The organism is Streptomyces sp. NPDC023527, assembly GCF_055560115.1.
Genome location: NZ_JBVHJJ010000008.1, coordinates 185,334 through 207,862, shown reverse-complemented (window position 1 = coordinate 207,862; position 22,529 = coordinate 185,334). Strand labels below are relative to the sequence as shown.

General features: G+C 71.2%; 16 protein-coding genes. 8 read left to right on the top strand and 8 right to left on the bottom strand.

Features of this window, described 5'->3' with window-relative positions; genetic code table 11:
- The first annotated feature begins 1 nt into the window (after position 1).
- The 5 genes from ACZ303_RS18035 (at position 2) to ACZ303_RS18015 (ending at position 5,316) form a co-directional block, all read left to right on the top strand.
- Entirely contained in the window at positions 2–1,846 is a 1,845-nt protein-coding gene (locus ACZ303_RS18035; protein WP_467339992.1) for a lasso peptide isopeptide bond-forming cyclase, read from the top strand.
- Between the two features lie 59 nt (positions 1,847–1,905).
- Complete coding sequence (locus ACZ303_RS18030; RefSeq protein WP_467339990.1) at positions 1,906–2,163, top strand: lasso peptide biosynthesis PqqD family chaperone; 258 nt, start codon at positions 1,906–1,908, stop codon at positions 2,161–2,163.
- The gene (locus ACZ303_RS18025) at positions 2,160–2,594 is read left to right on the top strand and encodes a lasso peptide biosynthesis B2 protein (protein WP_467339988.1); all 435 of its coding nucleotides are present in this window, start codon (positions 2,160–2,162) and stop codon (positions 2,592–2,594) included. Before ACZ303_RS18030 ends, ACZ303_RS18025 begins: the two co-directional genes overlap by 4 nt.
- Before the next feature lie 74 nt (positions 2,595–2,668).
- Complete coding sequence (locus tag ACZ303_RS18020) at positions 2,669–4,489, top strand: ABC transporter ATP-binding protein (protein WP_467340194.1); 1,821 nt, start codon at positions 2,669–2,671, stop codon at positions 4,487–4,489.
- A 77-nt stretch (positions 4,490–4,566) separates the two neighbouring features.
- Positions 4,567–5,316: a dienelactone hydrolase family protein gene (locus ACZ303_RS18015; RefSeq protein ID WP_467339986.1), complete on the top strand. Its 750-nt coding sequence runs from the start codon at positions 4,567–4,569 to the stop codon at positions 5,314–5,316.
- Between the two features lie 12 nt (positions 5,317–5,328).
- Here the strand turns inward: ACZ303_RS18015 and ACZ303_RS18010 are convergent, their stop codons facing one another.
- The 4 genes from ACZ303_RS18010 to ACZ303_RS17995 form a co-directional block, all read right to left on the bottom strand.
- Positions 5,329–6,390, bottom strand: coding sequence for an endonuclease/exonuclease/phosphatase family protein (locus ACZ303_RS18010; RefSeq protein ID WP_467339984.1), 1,062 nt, complete (start codon positions 6,388–6,390; stop codon positions 5,329–5,331).
- A gap of 134 nt (positions 6,391–6,524) precedes the next feature.
- The gene (locus ACZ303_RS18005) at positions 6,525–8,615 is read right to left on the bottom strand and encodes a glycoside hydrolase (protein ID WP_467339982.1); all 2,091 of its coding nucleotides are present in this window, start codon (positions 8,613–8,615) and stop codon (positions 6,525–6,527) included.
- Positions 8,616–8,763: 148 nt separating this feature from the next.
- The gene (locus ACZ303_RS18000; RefSeq protein WP_467339980.1) at positions 8,764–11,022 is read right to left on the bottom strand and encodes a heavy metal translocating P-type ATPase; all 2,259 of its coding nucleotides are present in this window, start codon (positions 11,020–11,022) and stop codon (positions 8,764–8,766) included.
- A 442-nt stretch (positions 11,023–11,464) separates the two neighbouring features.
- Complete coding sequence (locus ACZ303_RS17995) at positions 11,465–12,400, bottom strand: LysR family transcriptional regulator (protein WP_467339978.1); 936 nt, start codon at positions 12,398–12,400, stop codon at positions 11,465–11,467.
- Positions 12,401–12,533: 133 nt separating this feature from the next.
- Between ACZ303_RS17995 and ACZ303_RS17990 the strand changes: the two genes are divergently transcribed.
- From ACZ303_RS17990 to ACZ303_RS17980, 3 genes are all read left to right on the top strand, one after another.
- Positions 12,534–13,862 (top strand): MFS transporter, encoded by a 1,329-nt coding sequence (locus ACZ303_RS17990; RefSeq protein ID WP_467339976.1) that lies wholly within the window; start codon positions 12,534–12,536, stop codon positions 13,860–13,862.
- A gap of 155 nt (positions 13,863–14,017) precedes the next feature.
- Positions 14,018–14,494, top strand: coding sequence for an SRPBCC family protein (locus ACZ303_RS17985; protein ID WP_467339973.1), 477 nt, complete (start codon positions 14,018–14,020; stop codon positions 14,492–14,494).
- An 804-nt stretch (positions 14,495–15,298) separates the two neighbouring features.
- On the top strand, positions 15,299–15,499 hold the full coding sequence (locus ACZ303_RS17980; RefSeq protein ID WP_467339971.1) for an SCO3870 family protein: 201 nt from the start codon (positions 15,299–15,301) through the stop codon (positions 15,497–15,499).
- A 104-nt stretch (positions 15,500–15,603) separates the two neighbouring features.
- On the opposite strand, the gene ACZ303_RS17975 is transcribed toward ACZ303_RS17980, so the two are convergent.
- From ACZ303_RS17975 to ACZ303_RS17960, 4 genes are all read right to left on the bottom strand, one after another.
- A complete protein-coding gene (locus tag ACZ303_RS17975; RefSeq protein ID WP_467339969.1) occupies positions 15,604–16,767 on the bottom strand; it encodes a substrate-binding domain-containing protein in 1,164 nt (387 codons plus the stop codon).
- Positions 16,764–17,816, bottom strand: a complete 1,053-nt coding sequence (locus ACZ303_RS17970; RefSeq protein ID WP_467339967.1) for an ABC transporter permease — start codon at positions 17,814–17,816, stop codon at positions 16,764–16,766. Before ACZ303_RS17970 ends, ACZ303_RS17975 begins: the two co-directional genes overlap by 4 nt.
- The gene (locus ACZ303_RS17965; protein ID WP_467339966.1) at positions 17,813–19,351 is read right to left on the bottom strand and encodes a sugar ABC transporter ATP-binding protein; all 1,539 of its coding nucleotides are present in this window, start codon (positions 19,349–19,351) and stop codon (positions 17,813–17,815) included. The genes ACZ303_RS17970 and ACZ303_RS17965 overlap by 4 nt, the downstream gene beginning before the upstream one ends.
- Positions 19,352–19,434: 83 nt before the next feature.
- Positions 19,435–22,380 (bottom strand): SpoIIE family protein phosphatase, encoded by a 2,946-nt coding sequence (locus tag ACZ303_RS17960; RefSeq protein WP_467339964.1) that lies wholly within the window; start codon positions 22,378–22,380, stop codon positions 19,435–19,437.
- Between the last annotated feature and the right edge of the window lie 149 nt (positions 22,381–22,529).

The following is a 22,529-nucleotide window of genomic DNA, read 5'->3' as shown; positions in this document are numbered from 1 at the left end:
CATGCAACCGTCCTCTGAGACGGGGGGAGTGGGCCCCGGTGACGCGCACTTCGTGGTCCTTCCGGACTGCGCGGACGCGCTCGCCGCGGCCCGCTCCTTCCCCCGAACCGGCTCCCGAACCCTCGATCACGCCTCGGGTCGTCCCTGGCTGATCGGCCGGTGGAGCGACCAGGAGATCGTCACGGCGCGTGCGGGCCGGGCCGCGATCGCGGTCGTGGGCTGCTGCCCGGTCGACCCCACCGAGCTGGAGCGACACGCGGCCCGGATGCGCGACCTCGCCGATCTCGACACGCTGGCCCGGCGATTGACCGGCAGCTTCCATCTCGTGGCGACGCTCGACGGCCGGTTACGCGTGCAAGGGGCCGCGTCCGGCCTGCGCCTGGTCTTCCACGCCCTGGTCGGCGGTGTTCGGACGGCCGCGACCCGAGCCGACGTCCTCGCCGCCGCGATCGGGTCGGAGCTGGACGAGGAACAGCTGGCCACCCGGCTGATGTGGCCCGTCCCCTACCCGCTGTTCGAGACGTCGCTGTGGCGCGACGTCACAGCCGTCCCCCCGGAGGAAGCGCTGGTCATCGCCCCTGACGGGCGGACGGCCAGGCGTACGCGCTGGTGGACGCCGCCCGAACCGACACGCTCCTTGGCCCAGGGGGCCCCTCGAGTGCGGCAGGCGCTGACGGAGGCCGTCCAGGCCCGCACGCGCGGAGGGGGAGTGGTCAGCTGCGACCTCTCCGGCGGCCTCGACTCCACCTCGGTCTGCTTCCTGGCGGCCGCCTCACCCGCCCACGTGGTGGCCAGCACCTGGCCGGGACGCGACCCCGCGGACAGCGACCTCTACTGGGCCCGGAAGGCCGCCGGCTTCCTCCCCGACGTCGAGCACGTCGTCTGGGACCCCGACGAAGCCCCGCTGGTCTACACCGACCTGCTCGGTATCGACGACCTCATGGACGAGCCGTCCATCGGCGTGATGGACCGGGCGCGGGCCCTCCACCACCTGCCGGGGCTCGCCCGGCGCGGCAGCCGACTGCATCTGACCGGCATCGGCGGCGACCACGTGGCCTGGTGCTCCGAGGCGTACTACCACCGCCTGATACGTACCCGCCCGCTGTTCGCCCTGCGGCAGTTGCGCGGTTTCAGAACCCTCTTCCAGTGGCCGCTGGGCGACACCGCACGGGTCCTGGCCGACTCCCGCCCGTACGGCCAGTGGCTCGCTTCCTCGGGCAGGCGGTTGCGCGACCCGCTGCCGCCAGGAGCCAGTGGCGCCCTGGGCTGGGGAACGCCGCCGCGCCTGTTCGACTGGGTCACGCCCGAGGCGGCACACACGGTGACGCGCGTCCTGCGCGAGGCCGCCCGGGACGCCGTGCCACTTCACTCCGACCGTGGCATGCACGGTGACCTTGAGCAGATCCGGATCTGCACGCGGATCGTCCGCCAGTGGGACAGGATGGCCGCCCGGGCAGGGGTACCGATGGCCTCACCGTTCTTCGACGACCGGGTGATCGAGGAATGCCTGGCGGTCGATCCCGCCGAGCGCGTCACCCCCTGGACGTACAAGCCCCTGCTGGCCACCGCCATGCGCGGGGTCGTTCCGGACGTGTGCCTGGAGCGCTCCAACAAGGCACATGCCTCGATGGACGCCTCCAACGGGCTGCGCGAGCACCGGGGCGACCTGATGGCATTGTGGGAGGACTCCCACCTGGCCCGTAGGGGACTGGTGGACGCCGGGGCTCTGCGGGCGCTGGCTCAAAGACCTTCGACGCCGGGACTCCAGGACGCCATCCTCTATTCCACGATCGCCTGCGAAGTATGGCTGCGGAATCTGCCGCAGCAGAAAGCCATCGGCTTCTGACGGGACGAAATCCCCCGGTGCCTCGCGGAACCGGTGCCTCGCGGAAAGGGAAACGCTTCATGGCAGTGCGCTTCGCCAAGGATGTCTCCACTGCGAAAACCGATTACGGCACGGTCCTGCTCGACCAGCGCAGCGGCCAGTATTGGGAACTCAACCCCACCGGCACCCTGGTGGTGCGGACCCTGATGGAGGGGGGCGGGGAAGCGGACGCGGTCGACGCGGTCGTCGCGGAATTCGCGATCGACCGGCCCCGGGCCGCCCAGGACGTCTCCGCCCTCATCGGCCAGTTGCGGCAGGCGGGGTTGGTCGTCCTATGACAACTCCGAGCGCGTTGCACCGGCCGACCGGTGTTCCTCTCGGACGGCGGCTGGGAGCCCGGCTGGTCCTGACGGCGGCCTTCGCCCTGTCGCTCCTGCCACCGCGCCGGATCCGGACCGTGCTCTTCCTGGTGCGCCGCGGAGCCGTGCCGGCCTCCGCCGAGCAGACGAGGTCCGCCAGAGAGGCGGTCTGCGCGGTCAGCCTGTTCTGCGCCGGCCCGCGCGGCTGCCTCCCGCGCTCCCTGGCCACCGCCCTGCTCTGCCGTTTGCTGGGCACCTGGCCGACCTGGTGCACCGGAGTGCGCGTGGTGCCGCCCTTCACCGCGCACGCCTGGGTCGAGATCGACGGCCACCCGGTCGACGAAGGCGTACCGGACGACTACTTCAGCCGCCTCATCACCGTGCCGCCCACGGAACGGGCGGCCCCGTGACGAACCCCGGGAGCGAGGTGGACAGGAAGACACGGAACGAGGGCGACCGTTCCGCACGGGGCGCCGTCGCCACGATGTTCCGGCTCACCGCCGGCCACCGCTCCTCCATGGCCGTCGCCACCGTGCTCACCCTCGTGGGGTCCGCCCTGGGGCTGGCCCAGCCGCTGCTCGCCAAGAAGATCGTGGACGCGACGGGAAGCGGCCGCATCGCCTGGCCGCTCCTGCTCCTGGCCTGCCTCTTCCTGGCCGAGGCGGCGACAGGCGCGGTGGGCCGCTTCGTGCTGGAACGCATGGGGGAGAGGATCGTCCGCGGACTCCGCCGCAGCCTGGTGGGCCACCTGCTGCGACTGGAGATGCGGGAGTACGACAAGCACCGCACCGGTGACCTCATATCCCGGGTCACCGCCGACACCTCCCTGCTGCGCGAGGTCGTCTCCCAGGCGCTGGTCGACCTGGTGACGGGCTCCCTCGTCGCCGTGGGAGCCGTCGCCCTGATGATCTGGATCGACCCCCTGCTGCTGATCCTGGTGACGCTGACCGTCGTCGCGGCGGCGGCGATCGTCACCTTCCTGCTGACCGGGATACGCGCCGCCGCCGAGCGCATGCAGCAAGCCGTGGGGGACATCGCCGCCGACCTCGAACGGGCCCTCGGCGCACTGCCCATGGTGCGGGTCCACCGCGCCGAGGAGCGGGAAGCCGCGCGCATCGGACAGTGCGTCGACACGGCCTACGAAGCCGGGGTCCGGACCGCGCGACTGGCATCGGTGATGAGCCCGGCCGTCGAACTCGCGGTGCACGGCTCCTTCCTGCTCGTTCTGGTCATCGGGGGCATGCGGGTCAACGGCCACGCCAACTCCCTCGGCGACCTGGTGGCCTTCCTGCTCTACGCCACCTACCTGGTGGTGCCCCTGTCGTCGGTCTTCCGCGCCGTCGGCCTCGTCCAACGGGGGATGGGCGCCTTCCAGCGCGTCGAGGAAGCACTGGCGCTCCAGGCGGAACCCACGGGACCCGCGCAAGCGAAGCCGACGCCTGCGCTCGAACCCCCGACCGGACAAGCCGAGGGCTCGTCCCCACGCCGGACCACGCCCCCCGTAGCGAGGAAGGCACCGCCGCCGGACGGCGGTGAGGAACCCGCCCTCGCCCTGGAAAACGTGCGGTTCGGCTACGACCCCGACCGGCCGGTCCTGCAAGGCGTCTCCCTGACCGTGCCGCACCGGCGACAAGTCGCCCTGGTCGGCAGCTCGGGCGCCGGCAAGAGCACGATCTTCGCCCTGGCCGCCCGCTTCTACGAAGCGGACTCCGGAACGCTGCTGTTCGACGGCCGGCCGGCAGCCGAACTGAGCCGCGCGCAATGCCGGGCCCGCATCGCCGTCGTCGACCAGAACACCTACGTCGTCCACGGCTCGCTCTGGGACAACCTCACCTACGCCGCCCCCGCCGCGAGCCCGGCCGACGTGCAGCGCGTCATCGAACTCGCCAACCTCCACCAAGTGGTCGACCGCCTCCCCGGCGGGCTGACCGGCATGCTGGGCGAGAGAGGCGGCACCCTCTCAGCCGGAGAGCGGCAGCGCGTCGCCCTGGCCCGAGCCCTCCTCACCCGGCCCTCGCTGCTCCTGCTGGACGAACCCACCTCACACCTCGACGCCATCAACGAGGCCGCGCTGAGCCGCGTACTGAAGGACATCACCCAGGAATGCGCGCTCCTCGTGATCGCGCACCGGTTGTCCACCGTCCAGCACGCCGACCAGATCGTCGTGCTCGACGCCGGCCACGTCATCGCCCGCGGCCGACACGAGGAACTCCTCACCCGGAACGCCACCTACCGGGAGCTGGCGGCCAGCCAGACCCTGCGTACCACCGCCACGGATTCGGCCGACCAACTGCCCGCGCACTGACCGGCTGTCGCTTCGCGGCGGCTTGGGAAGCAGAGAGCCTTGTGCACGGGCATGAGTCCGAGCAAGGATGATCAGCCATGCCCACCAAGACTCTGCGAATACCCACCACGGACGGCCAGGCCGAAGCTTTCGCCGCCTTCCCCGACGACGGCGAGCGGCACCCGGGAGTGCTGCTGTACCCGGACGCCTTCGGCGTGCGGCCCGTGCTGGAGGAGATGGCCCGCGAACTGGCCGAGCACGGGTACTACGTGCTCGTCCCCAACCTCTACTACCGGCACGGCCCGGCACCGGTGATCGAACTTCCCGAGCACATCGGAGAAGAGGCCCGGCCCGCGGTCATCGCCCAGCTGATGCCCTTGATCGAGGCGCACACCACCGAACGTGCCCTGCGCGACGCCGAGGCCTACCTGAGGTTCCTCACCACCCGGCCCGAGGTCGGCGCCGGACCGGTCGCCGTGATCGGCTACTGCATGGGCGCCGCCTTGGCGATGCGCACCGCGACGGCCCACCCCGACCAGGTGGCCGCCGTCGCCGGATTCCACCCCGGATTCCTGGTCACCGACGCGCCCGACAGCCCGCACCGCCACATTCCCGAGCTCACCGCCCAGGTCCACCTCGGCCTCGCCGAAAACGACATGACGCCCGAGACCATCAGCGAGCTCAACCAGGCCCTGGATGCCGCGGGTGTCGGCTACACCACCGAGATCTACCCCGACACCATCCACGGCTTCACCATGTCCGACACCGACGCCTTCAACTCCTCGGCACTGCGGCGTCACTGGGACCGCCTGCTCCCCCTCCTCGCCCGCACCCTGGCCGACAGCTGAGGCTCCGGCCGATCAGTGTCGAACCGGTGGGAGGCTCACCGACGCCGCCACCGGTAGGTGGTCGCTGCTCGTCCGGGGCAGGTTCCAGGCGGAGACCGGTCGCATGCCGCGCACCATGATCTGGTCGATGCGGGCCATCGGGAAGCCCGCCGGCCAGGTGAAGCCGAAGCCGTCGCCGGCCGCGCCCTGCGCGGAGCGCAGCTGCGAGGTGATGGGGGCGAGCGCGCGGTCGTTCATGGTGCCGTTCAGGTCGCCCATGAGGATGACGTGGTCGAGCCGTTCCTCGGCGATGGCCCGGCCCAGGGCTTGGGCGCTGGTGTCGCGCCGGCCGGCGGTGAAGCCGGCGTCGAGCCTGACCCGTACTGACGGCAGGTGCGCCACGTAGACGCCGACGTCGCCCTGGGGGGTGCCGACGGTGGTGCGCAGTGCACGCGTCCAGCCCATTTTGATGTTCACCGGGCGGCTGTCGCGCAGGGGGTGCTTGCTCCACACACCGACCGTTCCCTGGACGGTGTGGTAGCGGTAGGTGCCTGCCAGCGCCCGCTCGTACTGGGGCACCACCGCGCCGCGCAGCTCCTCCAGAGCCACCACATCCGCTCCGGAGGCGGCCAGGCGGCGCGCGGTGGCCGCCGGGTCGGGGTTGTCCGCGTTGACGTTGTGGGTGACGAAAGTGAGGTCGCCACGGTGCCCGGAGTTGTCGGTGAAGACCACTCCGCCGAAGAGGCCGAGCCAGACGATGATCGGGAGGAGCGCGGCCAGCAGCGCGGTGGCCGAGCGCCGGAGGAGCGCGAGTGCGAGAAGTATGGGGATGAACAGCCCCAGCCACGGCTGGAAAGTCTCCAGCAGGCTGCCGAGGTTGCCCACGGTGTTGGGCATCTGCGCGGGGAAGGCCAAGGTCAGGGCCAGCAGTACCGAAGCGCCTGCCAGTACGATGCCGCGCCGCCAGATGTCCCGGTCGTTCCGCCATGGGTCGATCAGGCGACGGACTCGCGACCCGGCCGGCTCGGGTTCGCGACCCCCGGCCGGCGGACCGCTTGGCGGGCGTTCCGTCGCTTGCGTGTGCGGCAGTGCCATTCGCTGTTCCTCGCTGCCAATCAGGGGTCGAGAGCGACCCGCCGGACGGAGGTCCGGCGGGTGCTGCGGAGTACATGGTGTCGGGGGCCGCCGAGGGAGTGCCTGCTCGCAGCCCGTTCAGCGTGGCGCGCTGCTTACCGCAGCGTGGCCGGGCACAGGCGGCGCGGCTTCTTGTCGTTCTTCAGGGAGGCGTCGACGCAGCCGCCCGGCAGGCCCTTGTACGACTTGGTGCCGAAGTTGGCGGTGACGGTGAGGGTGCCGTCGCCGAAGACGGTGCGCTGGACGGACCGGTCTCCGGTCAGGTCGCGGAAGCCGGTCATGGCCTTGGTGCCGGCCGCCTGGTGCAGGGGAGCGAAGTACTTCTGCAGGGCGGCGAGTTCGCGCAGGTTCTGCTCGTTGTTCTTGTCCTTGTCACTGAGCACGAAGTTCAGCGGGGTGTTGTAGAGCATCGCCAGCAGGGCGCGGTTCCGCTTCTGCTCGGGCAGCTTGCTGAAGGGAAGTTCCCAGCGCTCGGCGTTGACCAGCGAGCCGTGCAGGGCCGTCTCGTAGAGCGGCACCCGGTAGGCCGGGTCGTACATGGCCTTGAGGGCGGCCGCCGCCTTCGCCCGGTGCTCGGGCTTGAAGTCGTCGGGGCGTACGGGCTTGAAGAAGGTGTCGGCGGCGCCCTCCGGGGCGTAGCCGCCCCAGGCGTCGTCGTCCTTGGGCTGGTCGGACTTGGTGTCGAAGTGACCGGTCTCCATGGGCCACAGGCGGCTGTCCACCGGGGTGGCGGAGCCGTGGTTGTAGGTCAGCACCTGATTGGCCCAGGAGACGGCACTTTCCGAGCCCATGACCAGCGGATGGCGCCCCTTTCCTGTGGGGTCGTAGGTGCCGTCCGCCAGGCGCTTCATCCGGGCCAGGCGGTTGGCCCGGTCCTGGGCCATGGTCATCGGGTGCTTGGTGTCGAAGTCGCGGAAGAGCTCACCGGCCGCGTCCACGTCCAGGAAGTAGCTGCTGGCGCCGTTGGCGACCAGCGAGCGGGTACGGTCGCCCAGGTAGTGCTTGTCCTTCTCGGCCTTCTCGAACGCCTGGGTGCTGAGGTAGCAGCCCTGCTTGTGGAATCCCGGCTGCGGCTTGCCGTCGGCCTTGCGCACACAGAACTCCGGGTACACGCCGGTCGGCCACTGGGAGTTGGGCGGGGCCTCGGCGGACTTCTCCCGGCCGTTGGCGTAGGAGTCGTACGGGCCCACCAGATACCCGGCGTCCTTGGCGGCCTTGACGTCCTCGCTCTTCATCGGCGATTCGTCGGCGTCGTAGCCCAGCCACAGCTTGGAGACACCCAGCTTGCGTAGCTGCTGGATGTACGGCGCCTTGCGGGCGCCCGCCCAGGCGTAGGCGTGGAACGCGCCCAGCAGTTTCCCGGCCTCCGGGTTCTTCCTGATCTTCTCGGTCAGGCTGCCGAGTTGCCCGTGCTCGGACAGCCAGTCGCGGTAGTCGACGGCCGGCGCGACCGGGGAGCCGTCGGTGAGGGAGAAGGCGACGGTGTAGGTGCGGGTGTCGTTCCCCTGTGAGAACTCGTGCTTGGCCGTGGCGCGCAGCCGGCCACCGGAGGAGGCGAAAGTCAGCGAGGTCCCGATGTCGGTGGGGGCGAGATAGCTCACGCCCACCCCGGCGGTGCCCAGCGAGTGCCCCCACAGCGGCATGCTGAGCGCGGAGCTCACGTCGTGCTCCTCGCCCACCAGGCCGCCGTCGGCCGAGTTCCAGAACCGGTCGCCGACCGGTATGGACAGACCTTCGCCCCGCGGGAGTTGCAGGGCCGAGGTGTCCGGGTCGGTGCCGGTCACCGGCCACTGCACGGACGTGTTCGCATCAGCGGTCAAGGTGATCACCAGCCGTCCGCGCTCCGAACGCGCCTCGGCTGTCAGGCCCTTGCCCGGGTACGACCACTTGGCGCCGTTGGCCGTGCCGACCGGCTTGCCGGGCACGCCGGGGGCCTGGGCGGCGGGGGCGGAGAGCAGGACACCGCGACCACTCCCCGTGCGGGCGGTGACCTTCAGCGAGGTGGTGTCGACGCTGGCCGTACCGCCCTTCACGGGAATGTCGACGAGGTCGCCGCGGACGACACCGGCCGTGTTCTCCAGCTGCGGCTGGGCCGGCTCGCACGCGACGAGAGTGAGGCAGGACAGAGACGCGACCAGGGCTGTCGCCACGGTGCGGGTGGTGTGACGTGAAGTGAGGGATCGCATGAGGAGTTCATAGTCGGCAGAGATAAGAAGACTTCTCATAAGTGCGCTGCCGAGGGAGTGGCCGAGGGGGAGCGCCCCACGCCGCGGCGAAAAGCAGGATTCGGCCGTTGCTCCGTCCTGCACGGTCCGAGGCGTCAGGCGTCAGGCGTCAGGCGTCGGCGTGGAAGCGGCGGAGGCGGAGGCTGTTGCCGACGACGAAGACGGAGGAGAAGGCCATGGCGGCCCCGGCGATCATGGGGTTGAGGAGGCCGGTCGCGGCGAGGGGGAGGGCGGCGACGTTGTAGGCGAAGGCCCAGAAGAGGTTGGACTTGATGGTGCCCAGGGTCTTGCGGGAGAGGCGGATCGCGTCGGCGGCGGCTCGCAGGTCACCGCGGACGAGGGTGAGGTCGCCGGCCTCGATGGCGGCGTCGGTGCCGGTGCCCATGGCGAGTCCGAGGTCGGCCTGGGCGAGGGCGGCGGCGTCGTTGACGCCGTCGCCGACCATGGCGACCGAACGGCCTTCGGCCTGGAGGCGCTTGACGACGTCGACCTTGTCCTGGGGCATGACCTCGGCGATGACCGTCTCGATGCCGACCTCGGCGGCGACGGCTTCGGCGACGGCCTTGTTGTCGCCGGTGAGCAGGATCGGGGTGAGGCCGAGGGCCCGTAGCCGCTCGATGGCCTCGGCGCTGGTGTCCTTGACCGCGTCGGCGACCTCCAGGACGGCGCGCGCTTCGCCGTCCCAGGCCACGGCGATGGCGGTACGACCGGCCGCCTCGGCCCGGGACTTGGCCCGGGCCAGTTCTGCGGGCAGGTCCATGGCCCACTCGGTGAGGAGCCGCTCGCGGCCGACGAGGACGGCGTGACCGTCGACGACGCCTTGGACGCCGAGGCCGGGGATGTTGGCGAAGTCCTCGGGTGTGGGCAGGGTGCCGACCTTGTCGGCGGCGCCGGTGGCCACGGCCTGGGCGATGGGGTGCTCGGAGGCGTGTTCCAGGGCGCCGGCCAGGCGCAGGACGTCGGTCTCGTTCGTGCCGCTCACGGTGTGCGTACGGAGGAGGGTCATGCGGCCGGTGGTGACGGTGCCGGTCTTGTCCAGGACGATGGTGTCGACCTTGCGGGTGGTCTCCAGAACTTCGGGGCCCTTGATGAGGATGCCCAACTGGGCGCCGCGGCCGGTGCCGACCATGAGGGCGGTGGGGGTGGCGAGGCCCAGGGCGCAGGGGCAGGCGATGATCAGTACGGCGACGGCGGCGGTGAACGCGGCGGTCAGGCCCGAGCCGTTGCCGAGCCAGAAGCCGAGGGTGCCGAGGGCCAGGGCGATCACGACGGGGACGAAGACGGCTGAGATCTTGTCGGCGAGGCGCTGGGCGGCGGCCTTCCCGTTCTGGGCCTTCTCGACGAGCCGGGCCATGCGGGCGAGTTGGGTGTCGGAGCCGATGCGGGTGGCTTCGACGACGAGGCGGCCGCCGGCGTTGAGGGTGGCGCCGGTGACGCCGTCGCCGGCCCCGACCTCGACGGGCACGGATTCGCCGGTGAGCATGGAGGCGTCGACGGCGGAGGCGCCCTCGACGACGACACCGTCGGTGGCGATCTTCTCGCCCGGGCGGACCAGGAAGCGGTCGCCGACCGCCAGCTCGGAGGTGGGGACCAGCTCCTCGCGGCCGCCGCGCAGGACGGTGACCTCCTTGGCGCCCAGTTCCAGGAGTGCCTTGAGGGCGGCGCCGGCCTTGCGCTTGGAGCGGGCCTCGAAGTAGCGCCCGGCCAGGATGAAGGCGGTGACCCCGGCGGCGGCTTCGAGGTAGATGTTCCCGGCGCCGTCGCTACGGGCGATGGTGAGCTCGAAGGCGTGCGTCATGCCGGGCATGCCGGCGTCACCGAAGAACAGGGCCCACAGCGACCACAGGAATGCGGCCGAGGTGCCGACCGAGATGAGGGTGTCCATCGTGGCCGCGCCATGGCGGGCGTTGGTGAACGCCGCCTTGTGGAAGGGCCAGGCCGCGTACGTGACGACGGGTGCGGTCAGGGTCAGCGACAGCCACTGCCAGTACTCGAACTGCCAGGCCGGCACCATCGCCAGGAGGACCACGGGGACGGCCAGCGTCACGGCGGTGACCAGCCGCTCCCGCAGCGGACGCAGCTCGTCGTCCGCCCCCACGGCGTCCGTACCCGCCTCGGGCTCACGCGGCGGCGCGGGCGGCGCGGCCGTGTAGCCCGTGGCCTCGACCGTGGCGATCAGGTCGGCCATCGCGATGTCGCCGGTGTAGCTGACCTTGGCCTTCTCGGTGGCGTAGTTGACGGTCGCCTCCACACCGTCCATGCGGTTGAGTTTCTTCTCGATACGGGCGGCACACGAGGCGCAGGTCATCCCGCCGATGGCGAGTTCGACCTCGGCGGTGCCGACGGTCCTGGTGGTTGCGGTGGACATTGCTGCTCCTCGGACTGGGGGGGGGGCGGGGCGCCGGGACCCGGCGATCGGCCGGGCCCCGGGACATGGGGGTGCGGGACTGCCAGGCAGTTGCCGGTGAAGGCGGCGATCAGGTCAGATACCCGAGGGGGGTATGCAGCTGCCTGTCTCAGGTATACCCCCTACCCGTATCCTTGGGCAAGGCTTCAGAGTGGTTGACTTCATACCCCCCAGGGGTATCTCATCCTCGGCGCAGGCCGCGGGGAGCGGCCATATGAAGGGAGCCGTCGTGAACACCTGGGTCGTACGAGCCCAGCGGGATCGCCGCGCCGTCCCGGACCTACGGTCGACGGTTACACCGTGAGGGGTGCGGAGGGGAGAGCCGGAGTGTGCCGATGGCCACGTCCGCCCCCGGAGCCGCCGTCCGTAGAGACGGCCAGGATGATCGCGGACGCGGCGGCGTTCAGCGCGGAACCACCCAGCCCGGCGCCCAGGTCCCGGTGGTGTCGTGGCCGGTCGCTGTGGCGGCGAGGTGGGCGCGGAGGGTGGTCAGCGCTGGGTGGGGGTTGTCGCGGTGCCAGAGGAGCGAGTGCGGGTAGACGGGCGTCGGGTCGGTCACCGGGATGCGGCGCAGGCCGTGGCCGGCGGGCCATACGAGACTGGTCCGCTCGCCCATGAAGGTGGCCAGGGCCGGGGTGTCGGCGATGGTGTCGAGGAGCGCGTCGGAGCCGAAGTTGGGGCCGGTCGCCTCGATGGTGAGGCCGAACTCGGCGACGAGGTCGTCGTAGTAGGCGGCCCACTCGGTACCGGGAACGATGCCGGGCATCCAGATCCGGTGCCCGGCCAGCTGGGCGACGGTCACCGACCGGGCGCCGGCCAGCGCGTGGGCGGGGCCGGTGAGGAGCTGGAGCGGCTCGTCGAGCACCCGGACGGACTCGATGTCCTCGGGAAGGGGCCGGCCGGGCACGGCGACGGCGCGGAAGGACGCGTCGATCGCACCGGACCGGATGGCGGCGACGGCCGTCTCGACGTCGAACAGCATCACCACGTCGAGGTCGATCTCGGGGTGCGCGCGGTGGAAGCCGCGCATCAGCCCCGACGGCGCGACGCGCGAGGCGATCACATCGACGCGCAGCGGACGGCGGCCGGTGCGCACGGACGCGACCGCGCGCTCGGCGACGCGCAGCAGATCGCGCGCGTGGGGCAGGAAAGCCTGCCCGTCGATGGTGAGCTCGGCGCCGCGCGGGGTGCGGGTGAACAGCCGTACGCCGAGGTCGCGCTCCAGCGTGGCGATGCGCTTGGAGACGGCCTGCTGGGTGACCGCCAGCTCGGCGGCGGCCTCCTGGAACTGCCCCGCGTCGGCGGCGGCGACGAACGTCCGGACGGTGTCGAGGTCCATGCCGATACCGTACGGGTACAACCGATGGTTGTGGCCGTCGCCTCTGTGGTTGTTTGATTCCTGGTGGTGGTGCTCGCTTTGATGCTTCCGATCGCGGATCGGTTGTGCAGGGTGAGTGCGAGGGGCGTCGGGCATGAGGAGCGGGCACCGGCCGGGTCATCTGCCCGGACACCGGCTGGGGCGGCGGTTCGGGTGGCTGTGGGGAGCGTACGGGACCAGCGCCCTCGGCACGTGGCTCGCCTTCGGCGCGTTCGAGCTGATCGCCATCCGGGTGCTGTACGCCGGACCGGCCGAGGTCGCCGCGCTCTCCTGCGTGGGGTCCGCGGTGGGCGCGGCCGTGGCGGTTCCGCTCGGCCCGTGGGTGGAGTTCCGCCGTAAGCGGCCCGTGCTGATCGCGACGGACCTGGTGCGGTTCGCGGCGCTGCTGACGATCCCCACCGCGTTCGCGCTCGGCGTCCTCACCTTCCTTCAGCTCCTGCTGGTCTCGGTCGTCGTCGCGGCGGCCGACATCACCTTCCGCGCCGCCTCCGGCGCGTACCTGAAGACGCTGCTGCCGGCCGAGGACCTGCTCGTCGCCAACGCCCGATTCGAGTCCACGGCCTGGACGACCACGATCATCGGGCCGCCGCTGGGCGGCGCAGCGATCGGGCTCCTCGGTCCGGTGGCGACGGTGGTGGCCGACGCGGTCAGCTACCTGCTCTCGGCCTTGGGCATCCGCGCGACGGGCGGACACGAGCCGCCGCCCGAGCGCCGGGAGGCCGCGCGCATGCGGGCCGGGGACCTGCTCGACGGTTGGCGGTACATCCTCGCCGACGCGACGCTGCGTCCGCTGTTCTTCAACACCGCCTTGTTCAACGGCCTGGTGATGGCCGCCCAGCCACTGCTGGCCGTCATGATGCTCGGCCGACTCGGGTTCACACCGTGGCAGTACGGCCTCGCCTTCGCCGTGCCCTCGATCGGCGGGCTGCTCGGTTCGCGGCTGGCCCGACCGCTCGTCACCCGGTTCGGGCAGCACCAGGTCCTCATCGTGGCCGGGACGCTGCGCGCGATCTGGCCCGTCGGCCTGGCCTTCCTCGGGCCGGGCACCGGCGGGCTGCTGCTGGTGATGGGAGTCGAGCTCGGACTCATCTTCTGCTGCGGAGTCTTCAACCCCGTCTACACCACTTACCGCCTCGAACGCACCGCACCCGACCGGGTCACCCGCACACTGTCCGCATGGGCGGTGACGACCAAGGGCACGACCGCGCTCCTGACGGCCGTCTGGGGTGTGCTGGGCGGCCTGCTCGGCCCGCGTACGGCCGTCGGCCTGGCCGGCGTGCTCCTGCTGACGACCCCGCTGCTGCTCCCCCGCCGCGCGGCAGCGCATCCCTCCGAGCCGGAACCGGCACCGAGCGGTACCAGCACCGGCCGCCATCGCCGGGTGTGCGAGGAGGGCCCTGCCTCCCCGGCCCTCGAAACTTGACCCGTACAAGCCCGCCATTGGTGGCACGGGTGCGGGTTCCGCCCACACGACCGATGAGTTCCGCCTCGCCGCGTCGTCCGCATGTTCATGTTGGGGACGTCACCCTTCCGCGCCTGCGGGAGGCCCGAGCCGAGATGACAAGGAGCGTGCACACCGTGGACCAGGAGAACGTGAGCGCCACCCTGACTGTCGCCGTGCCCGCCGCGAGGGTATTCGCGGTGCTGGCGGACCCGACGACCCATTCCGCGATCGACGGCACCGGCTGGGTTCAGGAAGCTGTCGACCGGGCGCCGCTGACCGAGGCGGGGCAGGTCTTCCGGATGGAGATGTATCACGCCGACCATCCCAACGGTGACTACCGGGTGGCCAACAAGGTCCAGGTCTTCGACCCGCCGTACGCCATTGGCTGGCTGACGGGGCAGGAGAAGGGCGACGGTCACCTGGAGTTCGGCGGCTGGATCTGGCGTTACGACCTTGCGCCGCTCGGTCCGTCCGAGACCGAGGTCACGCTCACCTACGACTGGTCGGCGGTGCCGCAGTTCATCCGGGAGTACCTCCGGTTCCCGCCGTTCGGCCCTGAGCATCTCACCAACTCGCTGCGCCACTTGGCCGAGCTTGTCTCCGGTAGGTGATGTCGCCGATCAGGATGACCAACAGTACCGGAGGCTGCGGATGCGGATCGTCGGCGTCGGCCTGGCGATCGGCGCGGGCTGGAACCCAGGGAAGGGCGGCAGCCGGAAGCTGGGGTACCGGCAGTCCCAGGAGGTGTCCATACTCGCTCTCCACCTGCTCCAGTCCGCCCTGGTCCACGTCAACACCTTGCTGGTGCAGCAGGTCCTCGCCGAGCCGAGGTGGGCCGAACACCCTCACCGAAGCCGGCCAGCGGGCGCTGTCCCCGCTGTTCCGGACCCACGTGAACCCCTACGGCCGGTTCGAACTGGACCAGACGCCTCGACCTGGTCCTGACCGTCCGGGCAGCCGCGGCGGTGCCTGGACCGCGTACCCCGAGGGAGATGCGCGCGGCGGTCTGCCGACCGGGCAGGCGGCGGGCGAACCGGTGGCCGAGGGAAGAACCCTCCGCCGCCAGTCAGGGCGGAATCGTCGGCGAAATGGACCGGTGAGCGGCTGCCCGACTCATACGGCGAGGTCGCCGGGTTCTGCTTCTCCGCGACCCGAATAGAGGGCGTGCCGGGCGAGAGGGCACTTACGTCACCCAGTTCGGTGGCGGCAACAAGACCAAGGCAACACTCCGACAGGTCGGTTGGCGCGTGCCCAGGCTGGTTGGTCGAGCGGGCGTGGCGCGATCGGCCTGGTGGTTGTGGATACAACGGTGGCCTCGGCAACAGGAGGTGACGCCGAACCAGGCGGTTGTGCGGAGACGGCGCACACGTAGAGTCGGTGGTGGCCAGGTCGTTTCACCGTTGGGAGGTTATGGAATGAAAAAGGTCCCGTTTGGCGTCATGTTCGCTGCGCTCGCAGTGCTCGGGACTGCGCTTGTATCCTTCGCGTTTCAGTTGCGCGCGGAAGGCTACGAGCAGTACGTCCAAGACGTGATTTTTGTGGCGGGCACGGCGTACTTCGCCGCGATCACGACTGTGGTGATGTGGGTTCGTGCTCGTCGGCTGCCCTTGAGCTGAGTCTTTCAGCCACAGCGCGGGCGCCTTGGCGAGGGCCTGTCCGGTGGGTCCAGCCACTCGACCCACCGGACACGCCCTCTAGCTGTGTTGTCCCGTAGCGTTGTTCACGCGGGCTCACTTGCCCAGATCTTTCGGTACGCCGCGCGATACCCGGGTGGGTCCCAGGCGGTGGCTCCGCCGCTGTTGGCGGCCGTGGTGATGTGTACGGGGGCGACGTATCCGCTGGCGGGGTCGCCGGCGAAGGCGCGGTTGAACTCGTCGATGATCTGCCAGCCCTGTTCGGTGAGGGCCTCGGGGACGGTGGCCGTCTGGAACTGGCCGCTGTTGATGCGTTGGAAGGCGGACGGGTCGCCGTCGCCCGCACCGATGTTGTAGGGGGGACCGGCACCCTTCTTGCGGGCCGCGCGCAGGGCCGGGGCGGCGTCGGCGAAGTAGACGTCGTTGATGGCGACGGAGTGGGTCCACTTCTCCCCCAATCGGGAGAGGAGCCCGGAGGCCTCCTGGGGCGTTCGGCTGCTCGTGTCCGAGATCGGGATGTTCTCCTCCGCCAGGAGCTTCACACCGGAGCAGGTGGCGAGTTCCTTCTTGATGAGCTCGGACTTGTTCTTGGCGAACGGGATCGACGCGTCCGTGAACACGACGACTCCGGCGTTGCCGCGGGAGTGCGCGGTGATCCAGTCCGCACTGATCCTCGCGACGTCCTCGACCCTGGTGGTGATGTTGCTGAAGAGCTTCGGGTCCTCGCTCGGGCCGGGGGAGTCGACCGCGTGCCAGCCGATGAGCGGGATGTGTTCCGCGTCGGCCCGCGCGACCTGCTGAGAGGTCAGGTGGGGGTCGAAGCCGCCGATGACGATGCCGGCGGGGTGGAGGGCGATGGCCTGGCCGAACGCCGCCTGGATCCCGGCGGGGGTGCCCTGGCCGTCGATCACCCGGACGTTCCAGCCGATGACCTTCGCGGCTTCCCGCACGCCCTTGGCGGTGCCCGCGACGCCGGGGTTGGTCATGGTCTGCGCGACGTAGACGATGGTCTTGCCCGGGATCGCCGCAGGGCCGCTGGTGGGGCCGTTCCACGCGGTGTCGGTCTTCTGCGCCTGTCGAACGGCCGCTTCGGCCCTGGCCAGAGCGGTGGGGCAGCCGGCCGCCGACGGGGGCGGGAGGGACGCGGCGCCGCCCGTCGACGAACCGCGCTCGCAGCCGACGGTGACGGCGGCCGCCACCACCAGGGCGACCGCGCTCCCCAGGGTGGTCTTGCGGTAGTCGGACGTCACGGGGTGACTCCGGACGCCTCATGGGGCGTACGGGAGGGTTCCGTACGGCCTTGGCGCAGCTGTCGGCGCGCGGCATAGCCGGCCAGCCCGACGGCGATGAGCAGGGTGCTGCCGTTGAACAGCGGGGTGACCCAGAACTGGGCACCGAGCTGGCCGATGCCGGCGAGGCCGATGGCGAGGACGGTGACGGCGACGAGGGTGCCCAGGGCGTTGGCGCGGCCGGGTCTGATGGCGGTGGAGCCGAGCAGCGCGCCGACGAAGGCGGGCAGCAGGTAGTCGATGCCCACGCTGGGGTTGCCGATCTGTTGCTGCGCGGCGAGCAGGACGCCGGCGACGCCGACGACCAGGCCCGATCCGGCGAAGGCGTACACGACGTGGCGCCGGGTGGGAATGCCCACCAGTTCGGCGGCGCGGGGGTTGGACCCGATGACGTACAGATACCGGCCCAGCGGCAGCCGTTCGAGGAGCAGCCACAGGACGGCGGCGAGGGCGAGGACGTAGAAGGCGGAGACCGGCAGGCCGAGGAACCTGGAGTCGTAGAGGGCGGTGAAGGCCGCCGGCAGGCCGTGCGGGCCGGGGACGATCCGGGCCCCGTCGGTGATCCAGCCGGTGAAGGCGTACATGACGCTGCCGGTGCCGAGGGTGGCGATGAAGGAGTCGATCCTCGCGAATTCGACGACGGCGCCGTTGACGACACCCACGACCGCCCCACCGAGGACCACCACGAGGCAGGCGAGCGGCCAGGACCACCCTTCGACGACGATGAGCTGCATCGTCATGACGTGTGCGAGGCCGAGGCCGTAGCCGATGGACAGGTCGAACTTGCCGGTGGCGATCGGGATCGTCGCGCCGAGCGCGAGCATGGCGGGGATGGAATGGTTGGACAGGACGGCGGAGATGTTGTCCAAGGTGGGAAAGGTGTCCGGCAGCGCGAGGGAGAAGGCCAGGAACAGCAGGGCGGTCAGGGCCAGGAGGCCGTAGGCACCGATGAGGTGGCCGAAGCGGCGGCCCGGCGGAGGACGGTGCGAGGGGGAGGGCCTGGGGCTCATCGTCCCGGCGTCCCGGTGAGGGCGTCCATGTCGGAGGCGGCCCGGGCGAGTGCGGTGACGGTGAGGGCTTCGCCGCTCAGCTCCACCGCCGGGGTTCCGCGGACGAACACCAGGGCTCGGTGGCACACGTTGGCGACCTCCTCGAAGTCGGTGGAGACGAGCAGGACGGCGAGACCGCCGGCCAGCGCGTCCTGGAGCAGGTGGTGGATCGCCGCCTTGGCGCCGACGTCCACTCCGGCGGTGGGTTCCTCCAGGATCAGCAGGCGCCTGCTCAGCCCGAGCCACCGGCCGATCATGATTTTCTGCTGGTTCCCTCCGGACAGGGTGGCGATCGGCGCCTCGCTGTCCCGTGGATGCACCGAGAACCGCTCGATCAGGGCGGTGGCCTCGGCCCGCTCGCGTCCGGGGCTGATCCAGTGCGCGCCCCGCAGCCCTCCTGCCCGGGGGTTGGCCAGGAAGTTCTCCCGTACGGTCAGTTCGGCCGCACAGCCCTCTTCCTGGCGGTCGCTGGTCACGAAGCCGACGCCGGCGTCGACGGCGGCCGCGACCGTGCCCGGCCGGTACGGCCGGCCGTCCAGCAGGACCCGTCCGTCGAGGATCGGCCGGGCGCCGGCGAGGGCACGGCCCAGTTCCATGTGCCCGGCGCCGGTGAGGCCCACCATGGCGAGGATCTCGCCGGCGCGCAGGCGCAGGCCGACCGGTCCCGCGTTCTCGGTCCGTACGCCGTCGAGGCTCAGGACGGTCGACCCCGCGGCGGGGGTCACGATCCCGTGGCCGCCCGGTTCGTAACCCACGATGTCGTGCACCAGCCGGGCGGGGCCGTGGCCGGCGAGTGGGCCGCGGCTGATGAGGCGGCCGTCGCGCAGGACGGCGAAGGCGTCGGCGACCTTGTACACCTCGTCGAGCCGGTGGGTGACGAAGACGATGGCGTGACCGCGGTCGCGCAGGGTGTGCAGGACGTCGAAGAGCCGGGCGCAGTCCGCCGCCGGGAGGCTGGCGGTCGGCTCGTCCAGGACGATCAGTTCGGCTCGCGTGCACAGCGCGCGGGCGATGGCCACCAGGGAGCGCTCGGCTCGCGTGAGGTCGGCGACGACGGCGTCCGGGTCGAGGTGCGCGGCGACGATGCCGAGGGCCTCGGCGCATCGCCGGCGGGTACGGCGCCAGGAGATCAGTCCCGCGCGGCGCGGATATCCGGTGCCCAGGGCGACGTTCTCGGCGACCGTCATCCACCCGACCAGCCCCAGGTCCTGGTGGATGAAGGACATGGCGCGGGAGGCCGCTTCGCTGCCGAGCGGATGTCCGGCGACGGTCACCTCGCCCTCGTCCGCGTGGTGGACGCCCGCGAGCACCTTGATGAGGGTGGACTTCCCGGCCCCGTTGGGACCGAGCATGGCCAGGACGCTGCCGGAGTCGATGTCGAGGTCGACCGCGTCCAGCGCGAGGGTGCCGCCGAACCGCTTGCCCAGACCGCGTACGCGGACGAGAGGCGGTGAGCCACGGCCCGGGGGAGGAGGGATTTCAGGAGTGTCGTGCACAGACTTCTCCGGGACCTGTCAGGACCGGCTACCGCGTTTCCGTCATGCTACGACCCGTTTCGACCGCTATGCCGGATGAGCCGTCAGATCGCGGGAATGTCGTCGATGTCGTCGACACTCGGATAACCCTCGACCGCGGCGAGCTTTCCTCCGGGCACCTCCAGAACGCACTCGGCCCAGATGACCTTGCCGTCGGCGGTGTAGCGCGTACCCCAGGACTGCGAGAGCTGGGCGACGAGGAACAGGCCGCGGCCGCCCTCGTCGGTGGTGGCGGCGTGGCGCAGATGCGGGGAGGTGCTGCTGGCGTCGGCGACCTCGCAGGTCAGCGTGCGGTCGTGGAGCAGGCGTACCCGAATGGGACCGCTGCCGTACCGGATCGCGTTGGTGACCAGCTCGCTGAGCAGCAGCTCGGTGGAGAAGCCGACTTCGTCCAGCCCCCACTCGGCCAGCCGCTCGGTGACGGAGCGGCGGAGGGAGGAGACCACCGCCGGGTCGGCGGGCAGGGTCCAGGTGGCGATCCGGTCCGGGTCCAGGGTGTGGGTACGGGCGACGAGCAGGGCGATGTCGTCGGAAGGGTGGTCGGGCACCACGCTCCGCAGAACCGCCTGGCAGGTCTCCTCGGGTGGGCGGTTCGGGTGGGACAGGGCCTCGCGCAGTTGTTGCACGGCCGTGTCGAAGTCGCGGCGGCGGTCCTCGATGAGCCCGTCGGTGTAGAGGACCAGCTGACTGCCTTCGGCGAGGTGGAATTCGGCGGTCTCGAAGGGGAGGCCGCCCAGCCCCAGCGGCGGGCCGGCGGGCAGATCGGGGAAGACGACCGTGCCGTCGGGGTGGACCAGCGCGGGTGGGCAGTGGCCGGCCCGGGCCATGACGCACTGCTGGGAGGTGGGGTCGTAGATGGCGTACAGGCAGGTGGCACCGATGATGCCGGTCATGCCGGCGGAGGCGTCCTCGCCGCATTCCTCCCGGTCGAGGCGCCCCACGAGATTGTCGAGGTGCGTGAGGACTTCGTCCGGGGGGAGGTCCAGCTCGGCGAAGTTGCGCGCGGCGGTACGCAACCGGCCCATGGTGGCGGCGGCGTGCAGCCCATGGCCGACGACATCGCCGACCACGAGGGCGACGCGGGTGCTGGAGAGGGGAATGACGTCGAACCAGTCCCCGCCGACGCCTGATTCGGCGGGCATATAGAGGTGCGCCACGTCGACGGCGCTCTGCTCGGGGAAGCCCTGCGGCAGCAGACTGTGCTGGAGGGCGAGGACCATGGCGTGTTCGCGGGTGTACCGGCGGGCGTTGTCGACGCAGATGGCAGCGCGTGTGGCGAGTTCCTGGGCCAGCGAACGGTCGTCGTCCCCGAACGGGGCGGGGTCCCGCGCGCGGTAGAAGCTCGCTATGCCCAGGACGATGCCCCGGGCGAGGAGCGGGACGGTGATGAGGGAGTGGACGCCGTGCGCGAGGAGGCGCTCGGCGCGCACGGCATCCTGGGAGATCCAGCCGGAGGCAGCCCTCAGGTCGGGCTCCAGTACGGTCTCCCCGCCCGTCAGACAGCGGAGCTGTGGTGTGGTCGCCTTGAGGTCGACCCGCTCACCGGCGGGGTAGAACGGGCAGTCCTCGTCGATGCCGTGGACCACCGTCCGGTGCAGGTCCTTGCGGGGGTCGGTCGGCTCGTCACCGCGCAGGACCGCCGCGGGCAGGTCGATGGTGACGTAGTCGGCCAGGCGCGGGACGGCCATCTCGGCGAGTTCGAGGGCGGTGCGGCTCACGTCCAAGGTGGTGCCGATGCGGGTGCTCGCCTCCGACAACAGCTCCAGGCGCCGCCGGGCCGCCACCGCGTACCTCCCCACGCCCGGCTCGCCCAGCAGCACCAGCCCGCTGGTCGCGCCGTCGTCGGTGGGGCCAGGGGTGCCGGGGACGGTGGGTGTGCCAGGTGAGGGGGCCGTGGTGGCGGCTCGGGTGGGTGCGGTGCGTACGGTGCCGGGGAGGTGCCCGGGCGGCGGGGTGAGGGGCGGGGCGATGGGGGCGAAGGTCCGCTGCTCCAGGAGGCCGGGGGACGCACCGGTTTCGGGGGACGCGCCGGCTTCGGCGGACGCGGCGGCTTCGATGGGGACGGCGAGGCGTTGATGCCGTGAGGGCAGGACCGCCTCGATGGCGATGCCCTCCACCCCGGAGGAGCTCGTCAGCGGGCGGCTCAGCAGCGTGACCCGCCGACCGCCGGGGAGGGACACCTCGACGGCGGCCCGCTGGGCCGAGGAGATCAGCTCGGTGGCCTTCTCCTCCAGGACCATCCGGTCACGCCAGTCCAGGCCGCTCGCGGCGAGCTCGCCCATCTGGCCGTTGCCGCTCGCATCGCCGGTCGTTTCGCCGGCCGGCATGTGGCGCCTGGTATCGAGGTACGCCTGGAGCAGGGCGCGCTCGCGCGCCGAGCTCTGTTCCAGCAGCCGCCGTTCGATGGCCCCGGCCGCCCTGCGGATCACGGCGTTCAGCGCCACATCCGCGTCGGTGCGCGGATATCCGAAGCAGAGGACCCCCTCTATGCGCCCGCTGAGCAGATCCCGGAGGGGAATCGCCGCGCAGGCGTTCGACTGGGCGCGCTCGGCGAAGTGCTCGGCGCCGTAGACATTGATCAGCTGCCTCTCCGCGAGTGCCAGGCCGATGCCGTTGGTCCCGGCGAACCTCTCGGCGAACACGAAGCCCGGGACGGTCTGGATCGGGGCCAGCTGCCTGACCATGGAGGCTTTGCCGAAACGGCGTTGCAGCACCGCACCGTGCCCGTCCGCCAGGCACACGTTCATGTTCTTGCCCGCGAACACGGACTCGAGCCGGTCCAGTACCGGCCCGGCCGCGCGGACGAGACGGCCGTCCAGATCGAGGTCCTCCGTGAAGGGAAGCTCGCTTCCATCCGGTGAGAGCCCCAGCGCTCGGCTGCGCTGCCAGGAGTTCAGGATCGGGCTTCGCACGGACCCCTCGACCGACCCGTCGCGGAGGAATCGCTCACGGGCGAGCGCGGGGCCGATGTCCTCTGCCACGAGCCCCATCCGGATCACTTCCCTCGCGGGTACGTGCGGGTACGTGCGGCTATGGCCGGCCGCGGGTCGGAGCGGCCGCACTGTCGTTCTCAGTTTAGAACTTTGTCGACATAGCGGTGTCGATTGCCGACGGTGGCGGTTCGGTACCGTACGTGGTT